Genomic DNA, 24181 nt, shown 5'->3' on the forward strand with positions numbered 1-24181 from the left:
GGAGTTCTTCCCAAGGCGAAATGGTTCCTATAAGAGCCGCACCGTTGAGATTTCAGGATTAACGCGAGGGACGTGCGAGTGAACAGACCGATCCTGAGAGCGACGGTGGCAACGCTTGCACTGTCCGTTGCAACCGCCGCGCATGCACAGAGCGTCAAGGACGATATGCTCTCGCTCGGCTTCGAGCTCCAGCTTCGGCACGACAGCAATGTCGCCAATTCGAGCGACGAACGGACCGCCCAGCGCGGCCTGGTGAAGGCAGAGCAGGTCATAAGCCCGGCGGCGACGATCGCGCTGCGCCGCGCTTTCGGGCCACATTCGGTGCAGCTGAGCGCCTATGCCGGGTACGATTTCCATACGCGCAACACACGGCTCGACAGCGAGCGAATTTCGTTGGACGCGACCGGCGATATCAAGGCCAGCCTCTGCCGGGTCAGCCCGACGATTTCCTATTCGCGCGCGCAGAGCGAGCTGGGATATCAGTTGCTCGACCCCGATCCCACGCTGGTGGTGGACAACACGCAAGCTGAACAGACCTACTCGGCGAACATTTCCTGCGGCCCGCCCGTTGGTCTGCGGGCGCAGGGCGGGTTTGGATACAGCCGCGGCGACAACAGCAATCCGCGGCGCCAGACATCGGATTATGAGACCTACAACTATCGCACCGGGGTGGGGTACACCCAGCCCTCGATCGGCGAGATATCCCTGTATGTCTCGAAGCAGGATACGACGTTCCCCAACCGCCTGTTCAGCAATGGCGAGCAGGATGGATATTCGGTCCGTCGCTACGGCGCTTCGTTCGCGCGCGACATCGGGGCCCGCTTGTCGGGTTCGTTAGGATATTATTACATCGACGTGGATTCCCGGGCGCCGGTCAGCCGCGACTTCCAGGGTTCGGGTTACAATCTCGATCTGAGCCTGGTCGCAACGCCCCGCACACGGCTGCGCTTCAACATCAACAAGGACGTTCAGACTGCGCTAAACAACGATGCGCTTTATACGCGCACCGGGTCCTATGGCGTGGCCGCGGATTACGCCGTCAATGAAAGGCTGACCATCGATGCGGGCTACCGGTTCGAAAATCGGCGCTATGTGTACAGCGGTTTCCTGGCCCCGGTCGCCGACCGGGCGCTGCTGAACGACAAGTTCCAGACGGTCACGGCCAATGCGACCTATCGGCCAAGTCAGAAGTTGAGTTTCACGCTGTTCGGAGGATACGAAAATCGTAACGCGAATGGCACCTTTTTCGATTACGACGGATATTTCGTCGGTTTGACCGGTCGCATCGCGCTGGTCCGCTGAGCAAGGAGCATTTACGTGATTGCTAGCATCTTTCGCGCCTTTGCGTCGTGTGCGCTGCTGCTGACGGCTGTCGGCGCGGCCACTTCGCCGCTCGCCGCGCAGGACCAGCCTGCCCCCGCCACGAGTGGTGCAGTACCTCTGCCGGACGGCTATGTCCTCGGCGAAGGCGATGCGATCCAGGTCTCGATTCCGGGGCGAGCCGATTTCAACACGCAAGTCCAGATCCAGCCCGACGGCACGGTACAACTCCCCTATGTGCGCAGCATCCGCGCCACCGGACTCTCACCCCAGGGCCTGCAGGATGCGATCGCGGCGAAGCTCATGGCCGGCGGATATTTTACCAATCCGATCGTCAATGTCGTGGTGACCGGATATTCCAGCAGCTACGTGACGGTGCTTGGCCAGGTGAATCAGCCCGGCCTCTTGCCCATCAACCGCAATTTCCGCCTGTCCGAGATCATCGCCCGCGCCGGCGGGATCGGGCCCAACGGATCGGAAACGGTCTCACTGACCCGACAGAACGGCGAACAGCTGTCCTTCACGGTCGAGCAGATGGCTACCGGCGGTGCGGCGATGGACCCCTATGTCGAGTCCGGCGACAAGATCTATGTCGCCCGGGTCGAGGAGGGCGAGCGTCCGGTCTTCTACATCTACGGTCAGGTAAATGCCCCCGGCAGCTACCCCGTCGTGGAAGGCATGTCGCTGCGCATGGCACTGGCACGCGGTGGCGGTCTGACCTCGCTCGGATCGGAGAAGAAAGTCGACGTCTATCGCAACGGCGTCGAACTAGATCACACCAAGCTCGACGACATCGTCCAGGCGGGCGACGTCGTCAAAGTAGGCGAGCGGTTCTTCTGACCGCTCCAGATTGAACGGATTTCCTGCATGAGCGTCGTCCAATTTTTCCGCATCCTCTGGTCGAAGCGTCTTCTGATCGCCTTCACGACCTTCGGGGCCCTGTTCGCTGCGCTGTTCGTGGCATGGATGATGCCGCCGCGCTACGTCGCGACCTCGCGCGTCATGCTGGACATCGTGAAGCCCGACCCCGTCACCGGTGAAGTGATCGCCTCTCAATGGGCGCGCGCCTTCGTGAAGACGCAGATCGAACTGATCAGCGATTACCGCGTCGCCGGAATAGTCGCCGACAAGCTGGGGTGGAGCGATTCGCCCATCCTGGCAGCCGAGTACAAGGAAAGCGGCGCGAGTGAGGATATGGATTTCCGCCGATGGCTGGCCCAGCGCGTCATCAATCGGACTTCGGCGCGACTGGTCGAAGGCAGCAACATCCTGGAAATCCAGAATTCCAGCACGTCGCCCGAACCGGCGGCGCGAATGGCCGATCTCGTGCGCGACGCCTATGTCGAACAGACGCTGGCGTTCCGGCGCGAAGCCGCCCGCCGCAATGCCGAGTGGTTCGAGCAGCAGACGCAGAAGGTGGGCGAGGAACTCGCGGCGGCCCAGGCGGCAAAGAACGATTTCGAGAAGGCCAATGGCGTCATCCTGACCGACGATCTCGTCGATACCGACATTGCCCGTCTTGCCGCACTAGCGGGCTCCGCCCCTGCCGGCGAGACGCAGATGATGACCGGCGGAACCGTTGCGCCCTCGTCCGCGCAACTGTCGCAGATCGACGCAGCGATCGCCGCCGCCTCGCAGACGCTTGGCCCCAACCACCCAGACCTTCAGCAATTGCGCCAGCAGCGCACCGCGCTGGCCGCTGCGGTGGCCCGCGAAACGCAGGCCGCGCCCAAGGTCGTCACCAGCGGGCGTTCGCTCGATTCGCTCTATAACGAGCAGCAGGCGAAGGTGCTGCGCAAGGCGGGCGCGGCCGATCAGGCCCGCCGCCTGGCGACGAACGTCGCGGTCCTGCGCGACCAGTACCAGAAGACGGCGGCCCGGGCGGCCGAGCTCGAGCAGGAAGCGCAGTCGACCGAATCCGGGCTGACTCTTCTCGGCGATGCGGTCGTGCCCCAGTCGCGCGAATTTCCTAAATATCCGCTCATCGTCGTGGGTGCGCTCGCAGCCGGCTTCGCATTCGGCGTCCTGCTGTCGCTGCTGATCGAACTGCTGCGCCGCAAGGTGCGCGGGGTCGAGGAACTGCAATTGATCGACGCCCCCATTCTGGGCGCGATGGGCCGGGAGCCGGAAGAAGACGAACGACGCGGTCCGCGCCTGTTGACCTTCCAGCCCCGCCTCGCCGCACCCTAGGTCATATACGAGCATGAACATGGAAAATACCAACATGGGTGAGCTGGTGGACGAGCGTTCCGGCGCGGCCGCGATACCTGTCGATCAGGACGTAGCGCCGGGGCACGAGTTGTCCGATCGGCTCGTCATGCTGTCGCGCACCGGCTCGACACAGGCCGAATCGATCTCGATGCTGCATTCGCAGCTCCTGTCGCGCCATGTGCACGACTATCGGCGCGGCATCGCGTTCTGTTCGGCGAGCGACGGCACCGGCTGTTCTTACATGGCGGCGAACATCGCATGCGCTATGGCGATGTCCGGCATCCGCACGCTGCTGCTCGACGCCAATTTGCGCGATCCGGAGATCGACGGGTATTTTACCCCCCGCGAGGACCGCGGCGGCCTACTAGACTGCCTGGGGACCGATCAGCGCGACCCCGGTTCCGTGGTCCATCGTGAAGTGATCCCCAACCTGTCGATCATCTACAGCGGCGGCAGTTCGCGGGAGTCGGGCCTACTTTCCTCGACCCGGTTCGCCGATATCGTCGGCGCTTGCATGCGCGATTACGAACTCACGATCATCGACACGCCGCCCGCCAACAAGAGCTCCGACGCGCTGCGGATCGCCAACGTCCTGCGCTATGCCCTGATCGTGGCGCGCAAGGACCGCAGCTATGTGAAGGATATTCGCAAGCTGGTGGACGATCTTAGGGTCAATCGCGCGGAAGTGCTCGGCACCTATCTCAATGATTTCTGACACGATCGACCGGCCGGCGCGGGGGGGTGTCGGCAGGGCGGCTCTGTTTGTCCGCCAGCACGCGATCATCATCGTCGCGGTACTGCTGTTCCTGATCCCGACGTTCTATCGCATGGCGACTCAGGCGTGGTCGACCGAGGCCGGTGCCCATGCTCCCATCGTCCTTGCGACCGGCGTGTGGCTCTTGAGCCAGGGCGATTTCAGCACCGCTTCCTCTCCAGGAAAGGATCACCGCACCACGGCCGGGTTCTGGTTCTTCATCGCGCTGGAAGTAATTGCGCTGGCCGCCTACACCTTCGCGCGCGCCTATGATTTTCTGAGCGTCGAGGCGGCGGCGGCCTATGGTGCGGTGCTGGCGATCGCGGCGGCTTTCATCGGCCTCGCGCCGTTGCGGCGAAACGCCTTTCCCCTGTTCTACCTGTGCTTTCTCATTCCCCTGCCGGGATGGGTCATCGACAGAACGACCGCGCCCCTGCAGCAATTCATCTCATACTCGGCCACCAGCCTGCTGCAGATGTTCGATTATCCCGTCATGCGCAGCGGGGTGACGATCTACATCGCGCAATACCAGCTGCTGGTTGAGCAGGCCTGTTCGGGAATGAACTCGATCATCGGCCTGATCTCGGTAACGCTGTTCTATATCTACATTCTCCACCGGTCGAGCTGGCGCTACGCCGCGCTGCTCGTGCTCCTGATCCTGCCGATCGCGATCTTCGCGAACTTCATTCGCGTGGTGGTGCTGATCCTCCTCACCTATCATTACGGCGACGCGGTTGCGCAGGGCTTCCTCCACAACACCGCCGGCATCGCGCTGTTCGCGATGGCGCTGTTCATGATGATCGCGATCGACGCGCTGTTACAGCGCACGCTGTTCCGCAAAGGGCCCCCGGCATGAGCATGGCGCGCAGAGAGATGCTGGCCGGCGGGCTGCTGTTCGGGGCGCTGGGCATGGCGACCTGGCTGACCCCGCGCACCCGCATGAACCTGCTCGGTCGGCAGGACCTGGAAGCTCTTGTGCCGGAGAACTTCGGTGCCTGGAAATCAAGCTACGACCCCAGCCTTGTCGTTCCGATCAAGGAAGGAAGCCTGACCGACACGCTGTACGACGAGCTGTTGACCCGGCGTTACGTCAATGCGGCCACCGGCGCGCAGATTTACCTCATGATCGCCTATGGGGGGACGCAGACCGACGCGTTGCAGCTCCACCGTCCGGAAACCTGCTACCCCGCCGTGGGCATGCGCATCGTGGAGCGCGAACGCTTCACCCTGCCTGTCGCCGGGCGCGAGATACCGTCCGTCGCCCTGGTGGCGCAGGCCCCCGGGCGGACGGAGGACATCGTCTATTGGACGCGAATGGGGCCGCGCTTCCCTCAGACCGCTGGGGCGCAACGGTCGGACAAGCTGCAACTGGCGATGAAGGGGATCATCCCCGACGGTGTCCTGATCCGCGCGTCGCTCATCCGCGACGACGGCGAGACGCATTTCGAGGAGCTCGGCGCTTTCCTGAGCGGGCTTGTCTCGGCCGTGCCCCCCTCCAAGCGCGCAGTCCTGATCGGGCCTCGCCCTGTGGAGCCTTCGGCAGGCTGAGGCGCTCCGGCCAGCCATCCGCTGATCCCTTAACCGGTTCTAAACGCCTTTGCCGCAAGCTCCGATTGAAAAGGAGTTACGGCGATGGCGCTTCCCCAACCACGATACGATATCGATGACGCGGTCGATCAGGCGCCCCGCCCCGCCCCGGCAAGGCCCGCAGGCGATTTCTCTGCAAGCGGCGGCCCGGTCGGCGACATGCATGCGCTGATCGAATCGCGTCTGCGCGTCGATCAAGCGAACGCGGCCTTCATCTTCGAGCAGCAGGGAGCCACCTCCCCCTACGCGATCGAGCGGGCGATCTCCGCCGCAGTCGGTATCGCCGCGCTCATCGGCGGCGTCGTGGGTGTCGCCGCTCTCATTTTTTAGGTATCGAAGCGGCTTCGAACCGCTTCAGGTCACCACGTCGGGCGCATCGCGCCCTGTTCGCGACCTGATACCCGCCAGTTCATCCACCGCATTCGCCAGCGGGACGAGCACCTCCCCGACATCCCGGTCGAGCTGTCCGCTCGGGGGCTCGTACCGCTCTAGATAGACGCGCAGCGTCGCACCTTGCGTACCGGTCCCCGAAAGCCGCAAGACGGCACGCGAGCCATCGGTGAAGACCAGGCGCAAACCCTGGTTTTCCGACACCGAGCCGTCGACCGGGTCGGTGTAGCTGAAACTGTCGGCACGCTCGACGGTCAGCTCGCCCGCGCGCGTCTCCGCCAGATCAGCCAGTCGCTCCTTCAGATCGCCCATCAGGGCCTGCGCCGTTTTGGTGTCCAGCGCCTCGTAATCGTGGCGCGCGTAATAATCGCGCCCATAGCGCTGCCAATGGTCGGCCATTATCTGCGCCACCGGCTCGCGGCGCGCTGCGATGACGTTGAGCCAGAACAGAATCGCCCAAAGGCCATCCTTCTCGCGCACGTGATCGCCACCCGTGCCGGCGCTCTCCTCGCCGCAGATCGACACCTTCCCCGCATCGAGCAGGGTTCCGAAGAACTTCCACCCCGTCGGCGTTTCGTAGGCCTCTACGCCCAGCCGCTCGGCCACGCGATCTGCCGCCCGGCTCGTTGGCATCGACCGTGCGAGACCCGCGATGCCGCGCGCAAAGGCCGGAATTAGATGGGCGTTGGCCGCCAGAACCGCCAGCGAATCGGACGGGCTGACATAGATGCCCTTGCCCAAGATCAGATTGCGATCCCCGTCCCCGTCGGAGGCCGCGCCGAAATCAGGCCCATCGGCGGACATCATCGTGTCGTGCAGTTGCTCTGCGTGGACCAGATTGGGGTCGGGATGCCCGCCCCCGAAATCGGGTAGCGGCTCCGCATTGATAACGCTGCCCGCAGGCGCTCCCAGGCGCCTTTCCAGTATTTCCATTGCGTATGGCCCGGTGATCGCATGCATCGCGTCCATGCAGATGGTGAAGCCATCTGCGAGCAACGCGGCGATCGCGGGAAAGTCGAACAGGCTTTCCATCAGATCCGCATAGTCCGCGACCGGATCGACCACGTCGATCGTGGTCTCGTTAAGGTCGTGCGATCCCAGCTGCGTCAGATCCAGCTCGGGCGAATCGATCAGGCGATATTGTGCGATGGATTCGCTGCGCGAATGGATGGCCTGCGTCACCGCCTCGGGTGCCGGGCCACCATTCGCGATATTGAACTTTATGCCGAAATCCCCGTCGGGACCGCCGGGGTTGTGGCTTGCCGACAGGATCAGGCCCCCGATCGCATCGTGTTTACGAATGAGATGCGAGGCCGCGGGGGTCGAAAGCCAGGCGTTGCGCCCCACTACGACACGCCCGAATCCATTGGCGACTGCCATGCGAATCGCGGTCTGCGCCACCGTCTGGTTATGGAACCGGCCATCGCCGCCGATGACCAGCGTGGCTCCCTTACGATCCTTGATCGTGTCGAAGACCGACTGGATGAAGTTCTCCGCGTAATGCTTTTGCCGGAACACCTCGGTCTGCTTGCGCAGGCCGGAGGTTCCCGGCTTCTGCCCTTCGAACGGGGTGGTCGAAACTGTTATCGGCTGGAAATGCGTCATCGATCGGTCTTCCTCGATACAAGCGGAGCGCCATTCCGCCTGCGGTGACAGCCCTCGGGGAATGGCGCAACCGGTTCGCTTTGGGGCAGCGCCCGACACCGCTTTTGCTCAGTCGTCGACATGGATATATCGCGGTGGCGAAAGGTTGGCGAAGGCCAGTCGCGCAGGGGCGGTCGGGATCGATATGGTGCTGAAGAAAATACGGACTTTCCTTCATCGCAGGATGAGCGGAACACGGCGGCTGTACCTGACGAAGGTCTGGGGCATGACGCTGGGCGAAGGTTCGCGAATCTCGCTGAAGGCCGATCTCGATTTCACGAATCCTTCGGGCATCCATATCGGCGCCTACACCATGGTGACGCCCCGGGTGCAGATCTTCACCCACGATTTCGTGCGCGCACGCCATGTCGACACCTATATCGGCGACAATTGCTTCATCGGAGCAGGCGCGATCATCCTTCCCGGCGTAAGGATCGGCGACCGCTGCATCGTCGCGGCGGGGTCCGTCGTCTCGCGCGACGTGCCGCAAAGATCGCTGGTGGCCGGCAATCCGGCCCGCGTGATCCGGTCTGATATCCGCGTTGGCCATTACGGCATGATGGTCGGCCGCACCGTGGCCTAGTTGGCGAGCCCGCCCGCGTATCGGCGACGCGCCACCCTTCCCGACACCGCCCCACGCTGCTAAATGGCCTGACCGACGTTTTCTGATATTGTGTCATATCCCGGTACGCGGCGAGCATTACGCTATCTTCGCCCGCCGCGTATCTCTACTGACCCCGGCGGTCGCGATGGCGACCCGTCCATGAGCCTTTTTGGAGCGCCGACCCTTGGAAACTGTTTACGACTGGGTCTCCGTCCTGGTGTTCGCAGGGTTGATCACCCTGTTCCTGCAGCGCTCCTCGATGGAGAATCCGCCAGACACGATCTGGCACTATCTGCCGCCCGCGGTGGGCTGTGCGCTGGCGAACTATGTCGGCAACGAAGGCTACATGATCCCAGCCGTTGCGCTGCTGGTCGCCGTTCTGGCTTACACCCACATCGTTCTGAAGCCGTTCCGATCGCGCTAGCGGTGCGATGCCGAGCGCCCCGAACGCCATCCTAGCAGGGGCACCGCAGGCAAACGGATCGCGGCCGAAGCTTACCACGCTGGAAATGGCGCGCGGTCTGGCCGCGCTTTGCGTGGTGGCGTTTCACGCGAACGTTTCGTGCAGGCTCGCGGGAGCGCCGACCTTCCGGTGGATGGACAGCCTCGCCTATGGCGTGGACTTCTTCTTCGTCCTCTCCGGCTTCGTCGTCATGCGGGCGTATCACCGCGATATCGGGAAGCCCCGGGCGATTGCTCCCTATCTCGCGAAACGGGCAATCCGCCTGTTTCCGATGCTCTGGCTGACTGTGCTGGTCGCCGCGGTCGCGCAGATGGCGAGCGGTGTGCCGATCGCGGGTGCCGCGATCCTGCGATCCCTCCTTCCCTACCCCTCGCTCCAACCTGCACTGCCCAAGGTGATCTGGGCCTTACGCCACGGTCTGCTGTTCTACGGCGGCTTCGCCACTCTGCTTCTTTCGCGCCGGGCGGGTTCGGCGTTGGGCGCGATGTGGCTGTTGCTGATCCTCGCGCAGCTTCTGGCGTCCGTGGCGGGCTCGCCCGTCGGGGGACTGCCGGCCTTTTTCCTCTCGACCTACCAGCTTGATTTCGTCCTGGGCATTGCGCTGGCGATGATCCATCGAGAGCGGACTTTTGCCCGCACGCCAATTCCCTTGCTGGCGGGTTTGGCTGCGCTGACCCTATATTTGGCACTACGGGACGATCTCGGTCTCGGCCGGGTGGGGGAATACGACTACATTTCGCCGGGCGCGACGCTGGGCGTGGCGATCATGGGATCGATCTTCGCACTGATCCTGCACGGCCTGCTACGCGTCGAAGGCATTCCTGCCCCCAGGGGCTTCGTCGCGCTGGGCGGTGCATCATACGTCCTTTACCTCATCCATCTGCCGCTCAACGCCTTTCTTCATAGCGGGATAGGACAGCTTCCATCGATATTCCTGGATCGGGGACTGGGGCAGATCATCCTGATCGCAGCGGCTGTGGCGATTTCATTGCCCATTCACTATTTGGTGGAAAAACCGCTTCTCGTTCGATTGCGCAGATTGTTGGCTGGCAGGAAGTTCGCGCGCGGAGATACAAAACACCCTATGCGCACCGAAGAAGAGGAAACGGGCACTCTTCACGATCGTTACCGCACGACGGCAACCCTTAATCCGGATGAAAAGACAGTGGGCTGGTTTTCAAGCATATTTCGAAACAACGCATCCAACGATACCGGAGCGGCAGAGTCTTCCGATCCCGTCGATGAGGAAGGGGCCGAAGACCGGGTTCACTGGCGCCTCGCCGGCGTGCCGTCGCGGCAGGCACGCGATCGCGACCGCCGGGCTCGGTTTCCACAGTTCGCAGCCGTCGCCGGCGGCAATGCTTCGGGCCACGCGGCCATCGCCCGGCTGGGACGGGCATTTACGCCGTCGCACCCGATTTCCGATCCCGACTTGTTTGCCGGGCGGCACGATATCCTCGCCCGGCTGATCGACCTGATCGAGCTGCAGGGGCTTCACGTCGTGCTGTATGGCGATCGCGGCATCGGCAAGACCTCGATTCTGCGCATGGTTTCCGATCTGGCCGAAAGCGCCAATTATCGCGTCGTGTACGCGTCATGCGGGTCCGACACGACGTTCGACAGCCTGATGCGCAGCCAGGCGCGCAAGGTGCCGTTGCTGTTCCACCGCGATTTCGGTCCGACGAGCACGCAGGTGGAAGAGGGGCGAACCTTCGCTGACGAACTGGGCGAAGGCCCGGTGACAGTGGCCGACATGACCGGCCTGCTCGAGAAGCTGGACGGAACGCAGCTGCTGATCGTCATCGACGAATTCGACCGCGTCGAATCGGAGCGGATGCGCGAACAGCTCGCCGAGCTGATCAAGAACCTGTCGGATCGCAACGTTACGATCCAGTTCCTGATCGCCGGCGTCGCATCGAACCTTAACAGCCTGATATCCCACATTCCGTCCATTCGCCGCAATCTTACCGGACTGCAAGTCGACCCGCTGGGTGCCAAGGAGGTCGAAGAATTGCTGGAGAACGGGGCGGCGAAGTCCGGCGTTCGATTCGACGACAAGGCGCGCGAACGCCTGATCGCCTATTCGCAGGGGCTGCCCTATCTCGCGCAGCTCCTGGGGCTGCATGCCAGTGTGGCAGCACGTCAGGACGGTCGCGATGTGGTCAACGAGGCCGACATCGTCGAGGCGGGAAAGCTGGCGGCGGGGGAATTGCGGCTCCGTGTCTCCGCGAAAGGGGTGCGGGCGGTGCAGGCCGCCGCCGACCGAATCGGTTGGGCGACGCTCGGCGAGGTCGCCGGAAAGGCGATGCAATCGCTCGGGATGCTCGACGAACCCGCTCTCTCCGAGGTTGATGAAGCGACAAAATCGTCCCTATTCGAGACAGCTCCGGAAGAGCTCAAATTGGGCAATGCGCCCGAATGGCAGTTCGTCGAAGAGGCGCTGGCTCCTTATATTTGGCTTGAAAGCTTGGATAGCGCGCGTCTGACCCACCTATCAGGCACCCAAACGACTTCAGAGCCCCTCCGCTCAAGCTGGTGATGCCAGCATAATTCTTAGGAACCGGCATCACTCCAGCGTATTGGCACCTTGCACTGTAGCCTTAAAATGGTATTAAGGTTGTTGCGGTGTTAATAAATCGCCTTGGGGAAGATTGTTGCGTTGGTGGATCGCGGCAGTCGGAATTGGGGCCTCAACAGGAGCTTCCGCCATGAATCTTATGAAGAAATGCGCGCTTGCAGCCTCGACCGTAGCTCTGGGCCTCGGCCTGAGCGGTACGGCGACTGCGGCACCTTACATCGATGCGCCGACGTTGGGCGACCCGACGGGCGAATACGGGAATAACGATCCTGAATCGCGTTTTAGCGACGTGTTCACGTTCAATCTGCCGACCTACGGCGTGCTGACCGTCACCCTTCAGTCGGTTTACCAGACTATCGATCAGAACGTGAATTTCATCGTGAACGGCGTGAAGCTGAATTCCGAGAACTTCACCGTGATCAACAAGGGTAATCCCGAAGTACAGACGATCACCCAGCGGGTTTCGCCCGGCAAGCAAACCATTCAGGTTGCTGGCGCTTCGGGCCCGAACGGTGCCTATAACGGTGCGATCATCTTCGCCGCCGGCGGCGTTCCCGAACCGGCCACCTGGATGATGCTGATCCTCGGCTTCGGCGCGATCGGCTTCGGCATGCGTCGCAAGGCCGCCAACGTCGCGACCCGCGTGACCTACGCCTGATAGACTTTCGGTCCACCAGGACCGGGATTGTCAGAATTCTAAGGGGCTCCGGACTTGTTCGGGGCCCCTTTTTCCTTTGCGGCCTCTTCATCTAATCGCAATGGATGCAGGGCTAAGGATTCATCGCTTATCCAAATCATCCGGCTTCCGTACCGCCGGCTCAAACCGGAAGTCCGGTATCCGACAATGGGTGCCTCATGTTTGGAACGTTGATCGAGAAGCTGAAGATCAGGCTCTGGTCGCGCAACCAGACCACTAGTACAGAATTACGCAGCTATTTTTGTGATAAGTTTCGGATCGACGTTGGCATGCACAGCTACGGCTGCTTCGACCAATGGCGCATGCCTGGCCCGATGAAGATCGGCCGGTTTTGTTCGATCGCGCGCACGGTGCGATACACGCCGATCAATCATCCCTACCATGCGTTGACGACCAATCCCTTATCCTACGAGCGTAGATTCGGCGTAGTGGATGAGGACCTCACGTCCGACGATTGTCTCGTCATCGAGGATGACGTTTGGATCGGACATCATGCGATCATTCTTCCGTCCTGCAAATTCATCGGTAGAGGAGCGGTAATCGGTGCGGGATCGATCGTAACAAAGGATGTGGCGCCCTACTCCATCGTGGTTGGCAATCCGGCGCGGAAATTGAAGGATCGCTTTCCGCCGGACGTGATCGACCAGATCGAGGCCTCGCAATGGTGGACCCTCTCGATTCCCGAGTTGAGAGCGCTCGCCGAATTTGATCCCACACTTCTCTTGCGACCAACGCGCGAAAGTTTGCGTCGCTGGAACGAGCGCGAGAGGAAAGTGGCTCCCACGTTCGCACGCACGCACTTACGACAGGCGCAGGCTTGACCATGCAACCCGAGATAAGTGTTATCATTCCTCACTATCAGGACCTCGAGGCGCTAGATAAGTGCCTGGAAGCGCTGCGTTTGCAAACTATAACGCCAGCGCGCGAGTTCGAGATAATAGTGGCCGACAACAATTCGCCCGTAGGGCTCGAGGCGGTCGCGGAAGTTGTCGGTGACCGGGCACGCGTCGTCGTCGCCATGGACAAGGGTGCCGGACCAGCGCGCAATGCCGGGATTGGCGCAGCGCGCGGATCGCTTCTCGCTTTCACCGATAGCGACTGCGTCCCCGAACCCGGCTGGCTGGAGGCTGGGCTCAGCCGCCTAAACGATTTCGACCTGGTCGGGGGGCGGGTAGTCGTGCTGGTCGAACACGAAAGCAGGATGAACGGCGTCGAAGCATTCGAAAGGGTCTTCGCCTTCAACAACGCCCGATATGTAGCGGAAGAGGGCTTCACGGGGGCCGGCAATCTTTTCTGTAGAGCGGAAACCGCAGCGACGATCGGCCCGTTCGAAGCAGTGGTTTCCGAAGACAAGGAATGGTGCAAGCGAGCGACGAAACTCGGGTTTACCTTGGGCTACGCGCACGATGCCGTCGTTGGCCATCCTGCGCGTACCAACTGGCGGGATTTCCTGCAGAAGTGGAAACGCATCAATCGCGAAAGCTACGCCCTGTGGCGGGCAGAGGGAAAATCAGTCGCCGGATGGCTCGGAAGGACCTGGTTGCTTCCCGCGTCGATCGGACCACACGCCGTGAAGGTCTTGACGTCCAAATCGCTATCGGGGACGGGAAACCGGGCGCGGGCGTTCGGAACGCTCGCTGCGCAGCGAATATGGCGCTTCTGGGACCAACAAAGACTGATCTTCACTTCGAAGCGATAAGTCGGCGTTCGATTGAACTGGCGCGATGCCATCTTTCGCTCGTCCTATTAACCTCCGCTCATTACGGTGTCGCGCCCGCCCAGGCGCATGGCCTAACGATCGGAACGGGCTGGAAAGGAATGCAGGACTGAAATGAAGCTGCCCTCGCTTCCTTTTATCGGGCGCTCTGCCCGAGGCCCGGTCCTGGCCGGCTATCACGTGCCCGTCAGATTTCGTGCCGGCACAATCCTGGGTGTTCTTGCCTATACCGGCATCCTGATCGTCTACGGGGTGGCGCTGACCTATTTCGGGCCGAGCGTGCTCATGCCGCTGACAGCACCGCTTGCCATCCTGGCGCTGGTCGTGATCTGGGCGCTTCCCGACAGCGCACGCCCGCCGACACGATGGTTGAACGCGCTCGTGTTCGCGTTCCTCGTCGCCCTGCTCGTCTGGCCCGATTATCTTGCCCTTGCGCTGCCCGGAACACCTTGGATCACCGCGTTACGGCTGACCGGTGTGCCGCTTGCCGTGTTTCTGTTCATATGCCTTTCGGTATCGCGGGCGTTCCGCGCGCGATTGTTCGAAATCGTCGGAGCGACGCGGATAACCACCGGACTGGTCGTCGGATTTGCGGCTATCGCTACCCTCAGCGTCGCTCTCTCGAACGACCCGGCGACATCGCTCAACAAGCTGGTGGTCGCGTATCTCTATTGGATCATCATCTTCTTCGCGTCCGCGTGGGTATTCTCCAAGCCTGGGAACGTACGCAAACTCGCGTGGATCGTCTGGCTTTTCGTGCTGATTACCTCGGTCATCGGTCTGCAGGAATGGCGGTTGCAGTCCGTTCCCTGGGCAGGCCATATTCCAAGCTTCCTGCGCATCGAGGACCCGGTCGTCCAGCATATCCTGTCCGCCAAATCGCGATCGACGACGGGCATATACCGGGTGCAGAGCAAGTTCACTACGCCGCTCGGCTTTGCGGAGTTCCTCGCGCTCGCCACCCCCTTCATCATCTTCTTCTTCGTCTTTGCGCGGAACTGGCTGCTGAAAGGGGCCGCGGTCGCCACGCTTGTACTTATTTTCATATCGATATCGCGAACCGACTCGCGGTTGGGAGCAGCCGGCTTCTTCATGTCGTTCATGCTCTTCCTTGCGGCCTGGGCGGCATTGCGGTGGTGGCGCGAGCGCACAAGCCTCTTCGGCCCCGCACTGACCCTTGCGTACCCGGCCGTCTTCGCAGCCTTCATCGCCTCGACATTCTTGATCGGCCGGATGCGAGCAATGGTCTGGGGCACGAAGGCCCAGTCGTTCAGCAGCCAGGCGCGCGAGGCGCAGGTCGAGCGCGGCCTGCCCCTGATCTGGTCGGAGCCCTGGGGGCGCGGGATCGGGCGTGGCGCGTTAGAGCTCGGGTACCGAAATCTGGCAGGCGGACTGACGATCGATTCCTATTTCCTGCTGATCGGGCTGGAATTCGGCGTCATCGGCTTCCTGGTCTATTTCGGCATATTCCTCAGCTCGGCATCGTATGGTGCCAGGAACCTGTTCAATTACCGGACAAGCGAGCAGCTGTTGCTCATACCCCTGATGATTTCGGTAACGAATTTCGTGATCATCAAGACGGTGTTCGCGCAGCAGGAAAATCATCCTCTGCTGTTCATGTTTCTGGGTGCCATCACGGCACTATGCTGGCAAATTCGCAAGGCGCAGCAGCAGGACGGGATACCGGGGTAGGACGGAACGGGAATGGGTATCGACCAGCTCTTCGGCAGGATTTGGAGGCTTCGGTGGTTCATACTCGCTTCGAGTATGATCAGCGGGATGGCAGCCATTGGCGCCACCTATCTCCTGCCCCACCGATACGCCGGAATCGCGGAAGTATCGATGGATTCCCAGATAAATTCCGAGCAGCGGAGCTACTCGATATCGAACAAGCAAGTCGATACCTATGTCCGCTCACAGGCTGAACTGGTGAAGGACTACCGCGTCACCGGCAGGGTCGTCGACAAACTCAACTGGACTTCTTCCAACGAGCTTGCCCAGCAATACAACACCTACGGGCGCCGTACCGGGCTCGACTTCAGAACCTGGCTTGCCTCACGTATCAGTGCCAACACCTCCCTCCAGTTCGAGGAAGGCAGTTCCGGCTTCGCCATCATTTACGCCGGCTTCGATCCGCAAGAAGCCAAGTCGATGGCTGGGCTGCTGCGCGACGCCTATATCGAGTACCTGCTCGACCGGCGACGCGCCGACGCGCGCGGCCAGGTCGACTGGGTAGGGAAGCGCAAAGCCTATCTCGAGGAACAGATCCGCACGCTGGAGAAACGATCGGCCGAGTTCAGCAAGAAAACCGGCGTCGTTCTAACGCAGGATGGTCTGGCACTGGCTGAAATCAGGCTGCGCAACGCAGCGTCAGCAGTCGAGATCGAGCAGCCAACGACCCTGCCTGGCCCGATCGTGTCGCTCGAGCGCAAGAACCTGACCGCAGTGGAAGGTCAGCTGGCGGCCCTTTCCCAAACCCTCGGGCCGAACCATCCGCAAATAAAGGATCTTGAGGAGAAGCGCGACGCCCTTCAGCAATCGGTAGCGGCCGCCGAACGCGCTCGCGTAGTCCCAACCCCACCGCCCACAGGTCCCTCGCTGGAAAAAATCCGCTCGGAATTTCTCGCGAAGGCGAACGACATAGCGACGGCCAAGCGGTATTTTACCGAACTTCAGGCGCTGCAACAACAGTATCAGGCGTTGCAGCAATCTTCGTCCAACGCACAACTCGACTCCAACACCATCCAATCCGGCGCGCAGGCTGACGACGAACCGACCGCGACCGGAAATGTCTATTATCCCGATTACCGGTTCTCGATCCCTATGGCTTTCGCTCTGGGGGCGGTGCTGGCGATACTCGCTGGCCTGCTATATTCTCTGCTGAATATGCGCGTTCGCACCGTGAAGGACCTAAGGATCATGAACATCCCCACCTTCGACTAACCCGCGCGGGAGGCTGCTCGGACTCGATCAAAGAGGATGGTACCGGCCTGTCAGAATGGAAACACCGGTCAACCTCCTGACTGCCACGAGACTCGCAATGTTGCGCAGCACCAGGATCGCCGACATCGTGAGGGAAAGGGCCAGCAGGCCGGAGTACTCTGCTGCAAGCGGCAATCCGATGAGCAGTGCTACGAGGCTTACCATGGTGAACAGCAAATTGACGCGCTCGTTTCCGGTCATCGCGAGTACGAGCCCGGAAGGGCCCGTGCAGACATAGCAGATCTGACCGAGGATCAGCACCTGCAGGACAGTCGCGCCGCTGCGGAACTCGGGACCGATCACCGCCAGCGCCTCTGGCGCAAACAGCAGAACGATCAGTCCGGACGGAATGACCAGCACGGTGGAAAGCAGCGTCGCGGATCGCGCCAGCCTGGCAATCGCCCCATAATCCTCGCGTGCATGAGCGGCACCGATCTGGGGCGAAAACACGCTGAAGATGCCGATGGTGATGATCGGCAGCGCGGTGGCCACCTGCATCGCCACGCGGAACACGCCCGCATCGTAGAGCGAGAGGCTCGCGGCCACCACCGCCAAGCTGTACCAGTCGCTCAGGTTCTTGGACACCGCCACGCCCCATAGCGGCCCTGCACGCTTCAGCAGGGGGCGCATCGGAATATCCAGCGCGCCGGGTGCCGCGCTCGTCTTGCGATAGGACGCCGCCACCCCGATCGCCGCCGCGATAAGGCCTGCGACCGCGGTGGACGCGAGAATCTCGTAGAGCGTTCGCGTGACGCCGAGGACGACCCCGGCGATGACGAGGCCAGGAATGATCAGGACCTCCACGACCTGGCCGAAGATGTAGACCTTCTGCGAACGCAGGATGCTGCTGGTCAGCCTGGTCGCCGCGCGGGAGAACAGGATCGCGCACAGGAACAGCAGCGCGCCCGGCACTGCGGAATTGTCGAGCAGCCGCTGGGTAACGACGTCGTGCAGGATCAGGATCGCGGCGCACAGGACGGCGATCAGCGCGAGGCTGTAGCCGAACAGGCGATTGAGGGAGTGCCGCGACGGGAGCGTGCCGTGGGCCGTGGCAGCGGAGAAACTGCGTACCACCGACAGGTCGATCCCTCCGACGCACACGATCGAGAGGAACATGCCGGTTTGCGCGATTATGCCGTACTGGCCGTTCGCCTCCGGTCCCATGGTCCGCCCGATGAAGAAGGTGACGACGAACCCGAGCCCCACCCCGGCCACGCGAATGGCGATCGAGATCAAGGAATCTAAATGATTTCTGACATAGGCTATCGCTGATTTCTTCATCGCCATTTCAGCTCATTCGTCCGATCCAGCCTCGATTTGCGTTGAATGGCCCTTCATCAGCGCCACGGCTCGCGATAACCGCATGCGAGCCGTTACAGCGCTCGCGCTTGAAATCCAGTTAGGATTGAAAATGACCCTTCTGATTCATCCCGGGTTTCACAAGACCGGCACCAGCTGGCTCCAGACGGAGGTCTACACCGACCGCCGCCTGTTCCACATGACGCTGTCTCACGAAGAGGCATTCCAGGCCATCGTGAAACCGCACGATTTCGACTTCGAGCCGGAGGTGGCGCGCGCGGTGCTCGACCGCAGTCGCAGCCGGCGGAACGACGGTCTGGTCGATGTCCTCTCGTCGGAGGTTTTGTGCGGAACACGCACCACCGGCCAGCGCGAGAGCCGCACCATCGCCGACCGCCTGGGGGCGATTACCGGCCCGGCGAAGATCCTTTTCACCATTCGGTCGCAACCGGGAACCTTGCGCGCTTCCTACATGCAGTTCGTGAAGCGGGGCGGCAGGAAATCGTTCGCCGATTTCCTGACGTTCGAACCGGAGCCGGGCTATACCTTTTTCGACATCAGGCAGCTCGCCTATCACCACCTGATCGAACACTACGCCATGCTTTACGGAGAGGAGAACGTGCTCGTCCTGCCGCAGGAAGTGCTCGCCCGCGATCCGGACGCGTTTTTCGAAGCGCTGGTCCGCTTCGCCACCGGGAATGCTCCTCCCGCGGGCGTATCGATATCGCGCGCCAAGCGCGCCGGGGGCAGCCCTCCCGCGAGCGGCTTGCCCATACTGCGCTTTGCCTCGCACTTCCGCCGCAGTCCGATGGACAACGATCCCGTATTGCCGTTCAAGCCTCTGGGTTCGGCGCTGATGAGCCTGGGCTATCGCTGGACGCTCGGCAATGAGCGAGCGACGCGGATCCTGCGAAGCCAGGTGAATGAACAGGTCCGCGGGCGCTTCGGATCGTCGAATGCGCGTGTGCAGCGGTTCTGCCCCTTCGCTCTGGAGGAACTGGGCTACGAGGTCGAGGGGGAGGCATCGCCTCGCCAACTGGCTACGGTCGGTTAGCCGCGCCGATAGACCGGCGGCAGCCGCTCCATCTCGTCATACACTTCGCCGTAGATCGCACGCAGGGCATCGCGGGTCGCATCGTCGACCTGCGATACCGAGGACAGGCGCTTGCGTTGCGGCGGGAAGGCCGCACGCTGCTCCTCGGTCAGCTCGAGGAAATCGAAGAACGCCGGAAGGTTTTCGTAAAGGTGTTCGAACCGCACGAACAGCGTGGGGAAGCGAACCGGAATGTCGTTCCAGTTGCGCCAGTGCCTGATGATGCCGAACCTGTCCTCGCCCGCATCCAGCATTTCCTCCAGCGTGAAGCTCTCGCCCTGCCCCTTGGTCCGGCGGTTGTATTCGCGGACCGAAGAATATCCCTCGTCGGTCAGTTTCAGCGACATGTGCGACTGAAACTCGCGCCGGAACAGCGAGAGGACCGCCTGGATCGGGTCGCTGTAGACATAGACGCATTTGCCGATCTGCAACGGCTCGAAAATCGGATGATCGGGGCGGTTCGCGTGCTTTATCCCGTCGTTGTGGCTGTCCCAGCTGTTCACCGCGAGATATTGCGAGAGATATTGCAGGATGAAGGTCGTGCCGCTCCCGCCATAGGATACCATGATCGCATCGTAGGCATCGCGGCTGGTCAGCCCGTAACGAAAACGCTCGTTGAGTTCGCGATATTTGGATCGCACTCGTCTTATTGCAGTTCGCACTTCGGCGGTGCCCCTTCGGCCTTTGGCTGTCGCCATTGCACGAGGTCGTTCATCCGACAAGGGTGGGCGAGCAGATGTTCGCGATCGGGACTGACGGACACTAATTTGTCGACAGAGCCTCGCCAAACGAAATAAGGCGATACTTGGCTGGACCACCGCATTAGGCGGATTTCTCGAAGGGTAGATTGCGCCGGATGCTGCGAAGCGGTTCCGGTTCTATGACAAGTTATCTTGACGGTCGCTAACTTGCGATCGGGCGACACGGCGAAGCACGAATTGGGGGCACGCGGTACGGGTATGACGCACTAGCCCGATCTTAGTGACCTTACCCGTTTCGGCAGCAGGATCGCGCTGATCGCCGGAGACGGGCGCGAGTTGACCTATGCAGAACTGGCGCAAGCGGTGGAGGACACCGCGCGGGCGCTGGGGCCTGACCGCCGGCTGCTACTGCTCGAAGCGAAGAACGACGTTGGCACGGTCGTCTCGCTCCTCGCCGCCTTGCAAACCGGGCATCCTGTCATCCTGACCGGAAGCGGCGGAACGGGAGCCGCGATCGCATCCACCTACCATCCGAGTGCCATCATCCGCGCCGGCTCCGACGATGATCTGCCGCCCATCGCCGAGCATACCGGTGCCCCGCCGGTCGCACTGCACGACGAGCTCGCGCTGATGCTGTCCACGTCGGGTTCCACCGGTTCGCCAAAGCTGGTCCGCCTGTCGCTGGCCTCGCTTCAGGCGAACGCAGTGTCGATCGCGACCTATCTCGAATTGGGGGCGGGGTCGCGCGCGATCACGTCGCTGCCACTGCATTACAGCTATGGGCTGTCTGTCATAACCTCGCACTTGGTCGCCGGTGGCTCGATCGTCCTGACCGACGCATCCGTGGCCGACGCCGCGTTTCGTTCTCTCTGCGAGCGCCACGAAGTGACCGGCGTCGCGGGCGTGCCCTACAGCTACGAGTTGATGGAGCAGAGCGGCTTCCTCGACCGGCTGCCGCCATCCATCGATACCCTGACCCAGGCCGGGGGACGTCTCGGGCCGGAGAAAGTCCAGAGCGTGGCGGCGCGCGCGCGTGACCAGGGGGCAAGGCTGTTCGTGATGTACGGGCAGACCGAAGCCACCGCGCGCATGGCCTATCTGCCGCCCGACTCGCTTTGCAAAATCCGGCCGCCATCGGTCGCGCGATCCCCGGCGGGGAATTTCGCCTCGCCGACGGCAGTGGCGGAACGATCGAGCGGGCAGGCGAAGCGGGGGAACTGGTATATAGCGGCCCGAACGTCATGCTGGGATATGCGCAAGGTCCCCAGGATCTGGCGCGGGGTCGCGAGATCGAGGAACTGCATACCGGCGACATCGCCATGCGGGACGAGGCCGGGCTTTATCGCATCGTCGGGCGGATGAGCCGCTTCGTGAAGCTGTTCGGCCTGCGGATCGGGCTCGACGACGTGGAAGCACTCTACCGCGATCGCGGGATCGAAGCTGTCGCGGCGGGCGACGATCGCATGCTGGCGATGGTATTGCCCGCCGGCCACGACGCCGGGGCAGAGCGCGCGTGGCTCGCCAGTCGGCTCAAGCTGCCGGAAACCGCGATCCACGTCGCAACCGGCGAGATACCGCGCCTGCCCACCGGGAAACCGGATTACGGAACCATCATCGCCGCGGCGAGCGAACGAGCGGATCAATCGGAGCCGCAAGACAACCGGACCGTTCGCGAGCTGTTCGCCGACATCTTCCCCGGCAGATCGCTGTCCGGTGACGACACCTTCGTCAGTCTGGGCGGCGATTCGCTGACTTACGTTCAGGCATCGATCGGATTGGAGGAAATCCTCCGCCAGCTTCCGCTGGAGTGGCAGGACAAGACGATCGACGAACTTTCGGCGCTCCCTCGGGCCGGGCAAGGCACCCGTTCGTGGTGGACGCCGCGAACCTTCGGATCGGATATCCTGGTGCGCGCCGCTGCGATCCTCGCGGTGGTAATCAATCACGCTTCCGATACCTGGCTGGTCGGCGGGGGTGCGAATGTCCTGCTCGTCCTGTTCGGGCTAAACTTCCTGCGGTATCAAGGTGCCCATCTGACCGGCCTCGATCGGCTGGTGCCGCTGCGCAACTACCTGTTGCGGATCATCCTGCCCTATTACGCTCTGCTGATCGCTTACAGTGTCGGCACCGGTCAGTACGACTGGCCCGCTTTTTTTCTCGTAAGCAATTTCACCGGCCGGTTCGGCAATCTGATGGAACCGTACTGGTTTCTGGAGCTGGTCGCACAATGTCTGCTGATCCTGACGGTGCTGTTTTCCCTTAAGCCGGTTCGCACCCTCGCCGCGCGATCGCCATGGACATTCGGGCTGGGCTTCTTCACTGTGGCAAGCGCCGTCGGCCTCGTCTCGCAAATCGCCTTTCCGCGACCGGATCTCGCCTTCCGCCTGCCCGAATTCCTGTTCTGGTTCATCGCCTTCGGGTGGTGCGTGGGGCTGGCGAAAGATCGCACGCAGAAGACGATACTCAGCGTCCTCGCCATCGCGATGGCCGTCGCCATCGCCACGATTTCCCAGGGGCAATCCGGCGCCTATCTCAAGATGCCCCAACAGATCGTCTGGTTCGTCGGATCGGCCCTGATCCTGCTATGGCTGCCGCGCCTCGCGCTGCCCGGCATCGCACGCCGCGTCGTGACCGAAATCGCCGGAGCCGTCTTCCAGATCTACCTGGCACACAACATCGTCGTGCACATGTTCCTGTTCGTCTGGCACTACGACAATCTGGCGGTGATCCTGCTCCTGTCGGTACTGGCGGGCGTCGCCTTGCGGTACGCGCAGGCGTTCACCGCGTCGCTCTATTCCCGCTACGTCCCGCTGGTGCTGCCGTCACGGAGCGCCGTCGCGATCGATACCTAGCGGGGGGCCGCGGACGGCGCGTGAAGCATGCTCCGGTTGCCATCCCACTTTCTCCAGCGCAGCGCCCAACAGGCGGGTCCGGAGGCTTTCGGCGGGCCTGTCCACCAGGACGTAGAAGGCGATCGCGACCATCAGTATCGCGCCCAGCACCACCACCTTTCCAGCCAGTCCATAGGCGGCGAGCGATGGCAGCAGCAAGGCGACAACCGGCCAATGGATGATGTAGAGCGGGTAGGAGAAGTTGCCGAGCGTCCGATCGATGGGCCCGCTCTGCTGTCGCACGTTCCAGGCGACGAAGGGCAACAGGAACACGACCCACAGCTGCCCGAAGATATCTTCGTCGATCGGGCCCGGATCACTCTTGATCAACAGGGCCGATAGCGTGGGCGAAAGGAACACCAGCACACCCACCGCTCCAAAGGCCAGCAAGCCCGCGAGCACGAGGCCCCGCGAAGGTGCCCAGCGCGTGGCGTAGATCGCCATGCCGAGTACGAACGACGGGGCATAGGCGAGGGCCGTCCACAGGCCGGGCCCTTCGCGCAAAAACCAGCCGAAGGCGGTGACGGCGATCACGCCCGCGGCGATGACCGCCCGGCTGCGGATGCGCGCCCCGAGGAGCCACAGCAGAGGGAATAGGAGGTAGAACTGCATTTCTAGGTCGAGCGACCACGCGGTTCCCAATACGTCGAGCCGGTTGGACGCGATGCCGAACAGCGCCAGCCCCGCCAGGGTGATGGGCGGACGGGGCTCTCCGACCAGCGCGAATACGCCCAGCGCCAACACGAAAGCGGCGGCGAAACTCAGCCAGATGCGCAGGAAGCGCGAGAGGTAGAATATCCAGAGCGTCGGATATTTGCTGTAGCGCCGGTCGTAGATGGCGCTGATCCAGTATCCGGACAGCGAGAAGAACACGAACACCGCCGGACGCCCGATCTCGAAGTTCGAAAGATGGCTCGCCACCACGAATGCGGCGAGGATCACCCGGAAGGTACCGGGACCGATGGCGAGGCCGTGTGGGAGGGACAGCGGGCCTGTCACAACGTGACGCATCCCATCGAACGGCAACCGACGTCGTTCATGCAAATCCCCAGACTGACTCGCGCCCTATACCGGGGTCGCCCGCATCGACGCTGTTCCTGTCCTGTCGGGGACGAGCATGCAACGAATGATCGGACGGCCGCACGAATTCGAGACAGGTTGGCGCAATGGTCGTGCGGGTATTCGCATCGGCTTGGACTGAAAGTCGTGCACCCAAACGAAACCCCCCGCATCCTGTCCGGAGTGCGAGG

The 24181-nt window shown here is 62.3% G+C and carries 22 protein-coding genes; 18 read left to right on the forward strand and 4 right to left on the reverse strand.

The window, feature by feature from the left end; translation table 11 throughout:
- Window positions 1-78 precede the first annotated feature (78 nt).
- The 7 genes from F7D01_RS05405 (at window position 79) to F7D01_RS05435 (ending at window position 6202) form a co-directional block, all read left to right on the forward strand.
- Window positions 79-1302, forward strand: coding sequence for an outer membrane beta-barrel protein (locus tag F7D01_RS05405; protein ID WP_215229188.1), 1224 nt, complete (start codon window positions 79-81; stop codon window positions 1300-1302).
- Window positions 1303-1317: 15 nt separating this feature from the next.
- Entirely contained in the window at window positions 1318-2160 is an 843-nt protein-coding gene (locus F7D01_RS05410) for an SLBB domain-containing protein (protein ID WP_215229189.1), read from the forward strand.
- Window positions 2161-2187: 27 nt separating this feature from the next.
- On the forward strand, window positions 2188-3510 hold the full coding sequence (locus tag F7D01_RS05415) for a chain length determinant protein (protein ID WP_215229190.1): 1323 nt from the start codon (window positions 2188-2190) through the stop codon (window positions 3508-3510).
- A 19-nt stretch (window positions 3511-3529) separates the two neighbouring features.
- Window positions 3530-4246 (forward strand): CpsD/CapB family tyrosine-protein kinase, encoded by a 717-nt coding sequence (locus F7D01_RS05420; protein WP_215229191.1) that lies wholly within the window; start codon window positions 3530-3532, stop codon window positions 4244-4246.
- Window positions 4236-5141, forward strand: a complete 906-nt coding sequence (gene xrtV, locus F7D01_RS05425) for an exosortase V (protein WP_215229192.1) — start codon at window positions 4236-4238, stop codon at window positions 5139-5141. The genes F7D01_RS05420 and xrtV overlap by 11 nt, the downstream gene beginning before the upstream one ends.
- A complete protein-coding gene (gene epsI, locus F7D01_RS05430) occupies window positions 5138-5833 on the forward strand; it encodes an exosortase-associated protein EpsI, V-type (RefSeq protein ID WP_215229193.1) in 696 nt (231 codons plus the stop codon). The genes xrtV and epsI overlap by 4 nt, the downstream gene beginning before the upstream one ends.
- Before the next feature lie 84 nt (window positions 5834-5917).
- Complete coding sequence (locus tag F7D01_RS05435) at window positions 5918-6202, forward strand: hypothetical protein (protein ID WP_215229194.1); 285 nt, start codon at window positions 5918-5920, stop codon at window positions 6200-6202.
- Window positions 6203-6226: 24 nt separating this feature from the next.
- On the opposite strand, the gene F7D01_RS05440 is transcribed toward F7D01_RS05435, so the two are convergent.
- The gene (locus F7D01_RS05440) at window positions 6227-7867 is read right to left on the reverse strand and encodes an alpha-D-glucose phosphate-specific phosphoglucomutase (protein ID WP_215229195.1); all 1641 of its coding nucleotides are present in this window, start codon (window positions 7865-7867) and stop codon (window positions 6227-6229) included.
- A 145-nt stretch (window positions 7868-8012) separates the two neighbouring features.
- Here F7D01_RS05440 and F7D01_RS05445 point away from each other — a divergent pair, with 145 nt between their 5' ends.
- The 8 genes from F7D01_RS05445 to F7D01_RS05480 all read left to right on the forward strand — a co-directional run bounded on the left by F7D01_RS05445 (window position 8013) and on the right by F7D01_RS05480 (window position 16908).
- Window positions 8013-8489: a DapH/DapD/GlmU-related protein gene (locus tag F7D01_RS05445; RefSeq protein ID WP_251567084.1), complete on the forward strand. Its 477-nt coding sequence runs from the start codon at window positions 8013-8015 to the stop codon at window positions 8487-8489.
- Window positions 8490-8694: 205 nt separating this feature from the next.
- Window positions 8695-8934 carry an XrtV sorting system accessory protein gene (locus F7D01_RS05450; protein WP_215229197.1) on the forward strand — a complete coding sequence of 80 codons (240 nt, stop codon included), beginning with the start codon at window positions 8695-8697 and terminating at the stop codon, window positions 8932-8934.
- A gap of 7 nt (window positions 8935-8941) precedes the next feature.
- On the forward strand, window positions 8942-11512 hold the full coding sequence (locus F7D01_RS05455; protein WP_215229198.1) for an acyltransferase family protein: 2571 nt from the start codon (window positions 8942-8944) through the stop codon (window positions 11510-11512).
- 169 nt (window positions 11513-11681) lie between these two features.
- The gene (locus tag F7D01_RS05460) at window positions 11682-12209 is read left to right on the forward strand and encodes an FxDxF family PEP-CTERM protein (RefSeq protein ID WP_215229199.1); all 528 of its coding nucleotides are present in this window, start codon (window positions 11682-11684) and stop codon (window positions 12207-12209) included.
- Window positions 12210-12418: 209 nt separating this feature from the next.
- On the forward strand, window positions 12419-13069 hold the full coding sequence (locus F7D01_RS15490; protein ID WP_371819687.1) for a CatB-related O-acetyltransferase: 651 nt from the start codon (window positions 12419-12421) through the stop codon (window positions 13067-13069).
- 2 nt (window positions 13070-13071) lie between these two features.
- Window positions 13072-13947 carry a glycosyltransferase family 2 protein gene (locus tag F7D01_RS05470; RefSeq protein ID WP_215229681.1) on the forward strand — a complete coding sequence of 292 codons (876 nt, stop codon included), beginning with the start codon at window positions 13072-13074 and terminating at the stop codon, window positions 13945-13947.
- A 132-nt stretch (window positions 13948-14079) separates the two neighbouring features.
- Window positions 14080-15657 (forward strand): O-antigen ligase, encoded by a 1578-nt coding sequence (locus F7D01_RS05475; RefSeq protein WP_215229201.1) that lies wholly within the window; start codon window positions 14080-14082, stop codon window positions 15655-15657.
- 12 nt (window positions 15658-15669) lie between these two features.
- Window positions 15670-16908 carry a hypothetical protein gene (locus F7D01_RS05480; protein WP_215229202.1) on the forward strand — a complete coding sequence of 413 codons (1239 nt, stop codon included), beginning with the start codon at window positions 15670-15672 and terminating at the stop codon, window positions 16906-16908.
- Between the two features lie 27 nt (window positions 16909-16935).
- Here the strand turns inward: F7D01_RS05480 and F7D01_RS05485 are convergent, their stop codons facing one another.
- Complete coding sequence (locus tag F7D01_RS05485; protein ID WP_215229203.1) at window positions 16936-18183, reverse strand: lipopolysaccharide biosynthesis protein; 1248 nt, start codon at window positions 18181-18183, stop codon at window positions 16936-16938.
- A 175-nt stretch (window positions 18184-18358) separates the two neighbouring features.
- On the opposite strand from F7D01_RS05485, the gene F7D01_RS15175 reads away from it, so the two are divergent.
- The gene (locus tag F7D01_RS15175) at window positions 18359-19300 is read left to right on the forward strand and encodes a hypothetical protein (protein WP_251567086.1); all 942 of its coding nucleotides are present in this window, start codon (window positions 18359-18361) and stop codon (window positions 19298-19300) included.
- On the opposite strand, the gene F7D01_RS05495 is transcribed toward F7D01_RS15175, so the two are convergent.
- The gene (locus F7D01_RS05495) at window positions 19297-19980 is read right to left on the reverse strand and encodes a hypothetical protein (RefSeq protein WP_215229204.1); all 684 of its coding nucleotides are present in this window, start codon (window positions 19978-19980) and stop codon (window positions 19297-19299) included. The genes F7D01_RS15175 and F7D01_RS05495 overlap by 4 nt on opposite strands.
- 396 nt (window positions 19981-20376) lie before the next feature.
- Between F7D01_RS05495 and F7D01_RS15495 the strand changes: the two genes are divergently transcribed.
- Window positions 20377-21402 (forward strand): AMP-binding protein, encoded by a 1026-nt coding sequence (locus F7D01_RS15495; RefSeq protein ID WP_371819688.1) that lies wholly within the window; start codon window positions 20377-20379, stop codon window positions 21400-21402.
- Complete coding sequence (locus F7D01_RS05500; protein ID WP_371819712.1) at window positions 21285-22892, forward strand: acyltransferase family protein; 1608 nt, start codon at window positions 21285-21287, stop codon at window positions 22890-22892. The genes F7D01_RS15495 and F7D01_RS05500 overlap by 118 nt, the downstream gene beginning before the upstream one ends.
- On the opposite strand, the gene F7D01_RS05505 is transcribed toward F7D01_RS05500, so the two are convergent.
- The gene (locus F7D01_RS05505; RefSeq protein WP_215229206.1) at window positions 22863-23930 is read right to left on the reverse strand and encodes an acyltransferase; all 1068 of its coding nucleotides are present in this window, start codon (window positions 23928-23930) and stop codon (window positions 22863-22865) included. The genes F7D01_RS05500 and F7D01_RS05505 overlap by 30 nt on opposite strands.
- Window positions 23931-24181 lie beyond the last annotated feature (251 nt).

Source organism: Erythrobacter sp. 3-20A1M, from assembly GCF_018636735.1.
Classification (GTDB): Bacteria; Pseudomonadota; Alphaproteobacteria; order Sphingomonadales; family Sphingomonadaceae; genus Alteriqipengyuania.

What these genes read in the sequence shown, in the direction of transcription:
- F7D01_RS05435 (WP_215229194.1), top strand. Translation starts at nt 5,918, where the DNA reads ATGGCGCTTCCCCAACCACGATACGATATCGATGACGCGGTCGATCAG.
- F7D01_RS05470 (WP_215229681.1), top strand. Translation starts at nt 13,072, where the DNA reads ATGCAACCCGAGATAAGTGTTATCATTCCTCACTATCAGGACCTCGAG.
- epsI (WP_215229193.1), top strand. Translation starts at nt 5,138, where the DNA reads ATGAGCATGGCGCGCAGAGAGATGCTGGCCGGCGGGCTGCTGTTCGGG.
- F7D01_RS05440 (WP_215229195.1), bottom strand. Translation starts at nt 7,867, where the DNA reads ATGACGCATTTCCAGCCGATAACAGTTTCGACCACCCCGTTCGAAGGG.
- F7D01_RS05460 (WP_215229199.1), top strand. Translation starts at nt 11,682, where the DNA reads ATGAATCTTATGAAGAAATGCGCGCTTGCAGCCTCGACCGTAGCTCTG.
- F7D01_RS05415 (WP_215229190.1), top strand. Translation starts at nt 2,188, where the DNA reads ATGAGCGTCGTCCAATTTTTCCGCATCCTCTGGTCGAAGCGTCTTCTG.
- xrtV (WP_215229192.1), top strand. Translation starts at nt 4,236, where the DNA reads ATGATTTCTGACACGATCGACCGGCCGGCGCGGGGGGGTGTCGGCAGG.
- F7D01_RS05420 (WP_215229191.1), top strand. Translation starts at nt 3,530, where the DNA reads ATGGAAAATACCAACATGGGTGAGCTGGTGGACGAGCGTTCCGGCGCG.
- F7D01_RS15175 (WP_251567086.1), top strand. Translation starts at nt 18,359, where the DNA reads ATGACCCTTCTGATTCATCCCGGGTTTCACAAGACCGGCACCAGCTGG.
- F7D01_RS05475 (WP_215229201.1), top strand. Translation starts at nt 14,080, where the DNA reads ATGAAGCTGCCCTCGCTTCCTTTTATCGGGCGCTCTGCCCGAGGCCCG.
- F7D01_RS05480 (WP_215229202.1), top strand. Translation starts at nt 15,670, where the DNA reads ATGGGTATCGACCAGCTCTTCGGCAGGATTTGGAGGCTTCGGTGGTTC.
- F7D01_RS05455 (WP_215229198.1), top strand. Translation starts at nt 8,942, where the DNA reads ATGCCGAGCGCCCCGAACGCCATCCTAGCAGGGGCACCGCAGGCAAAC.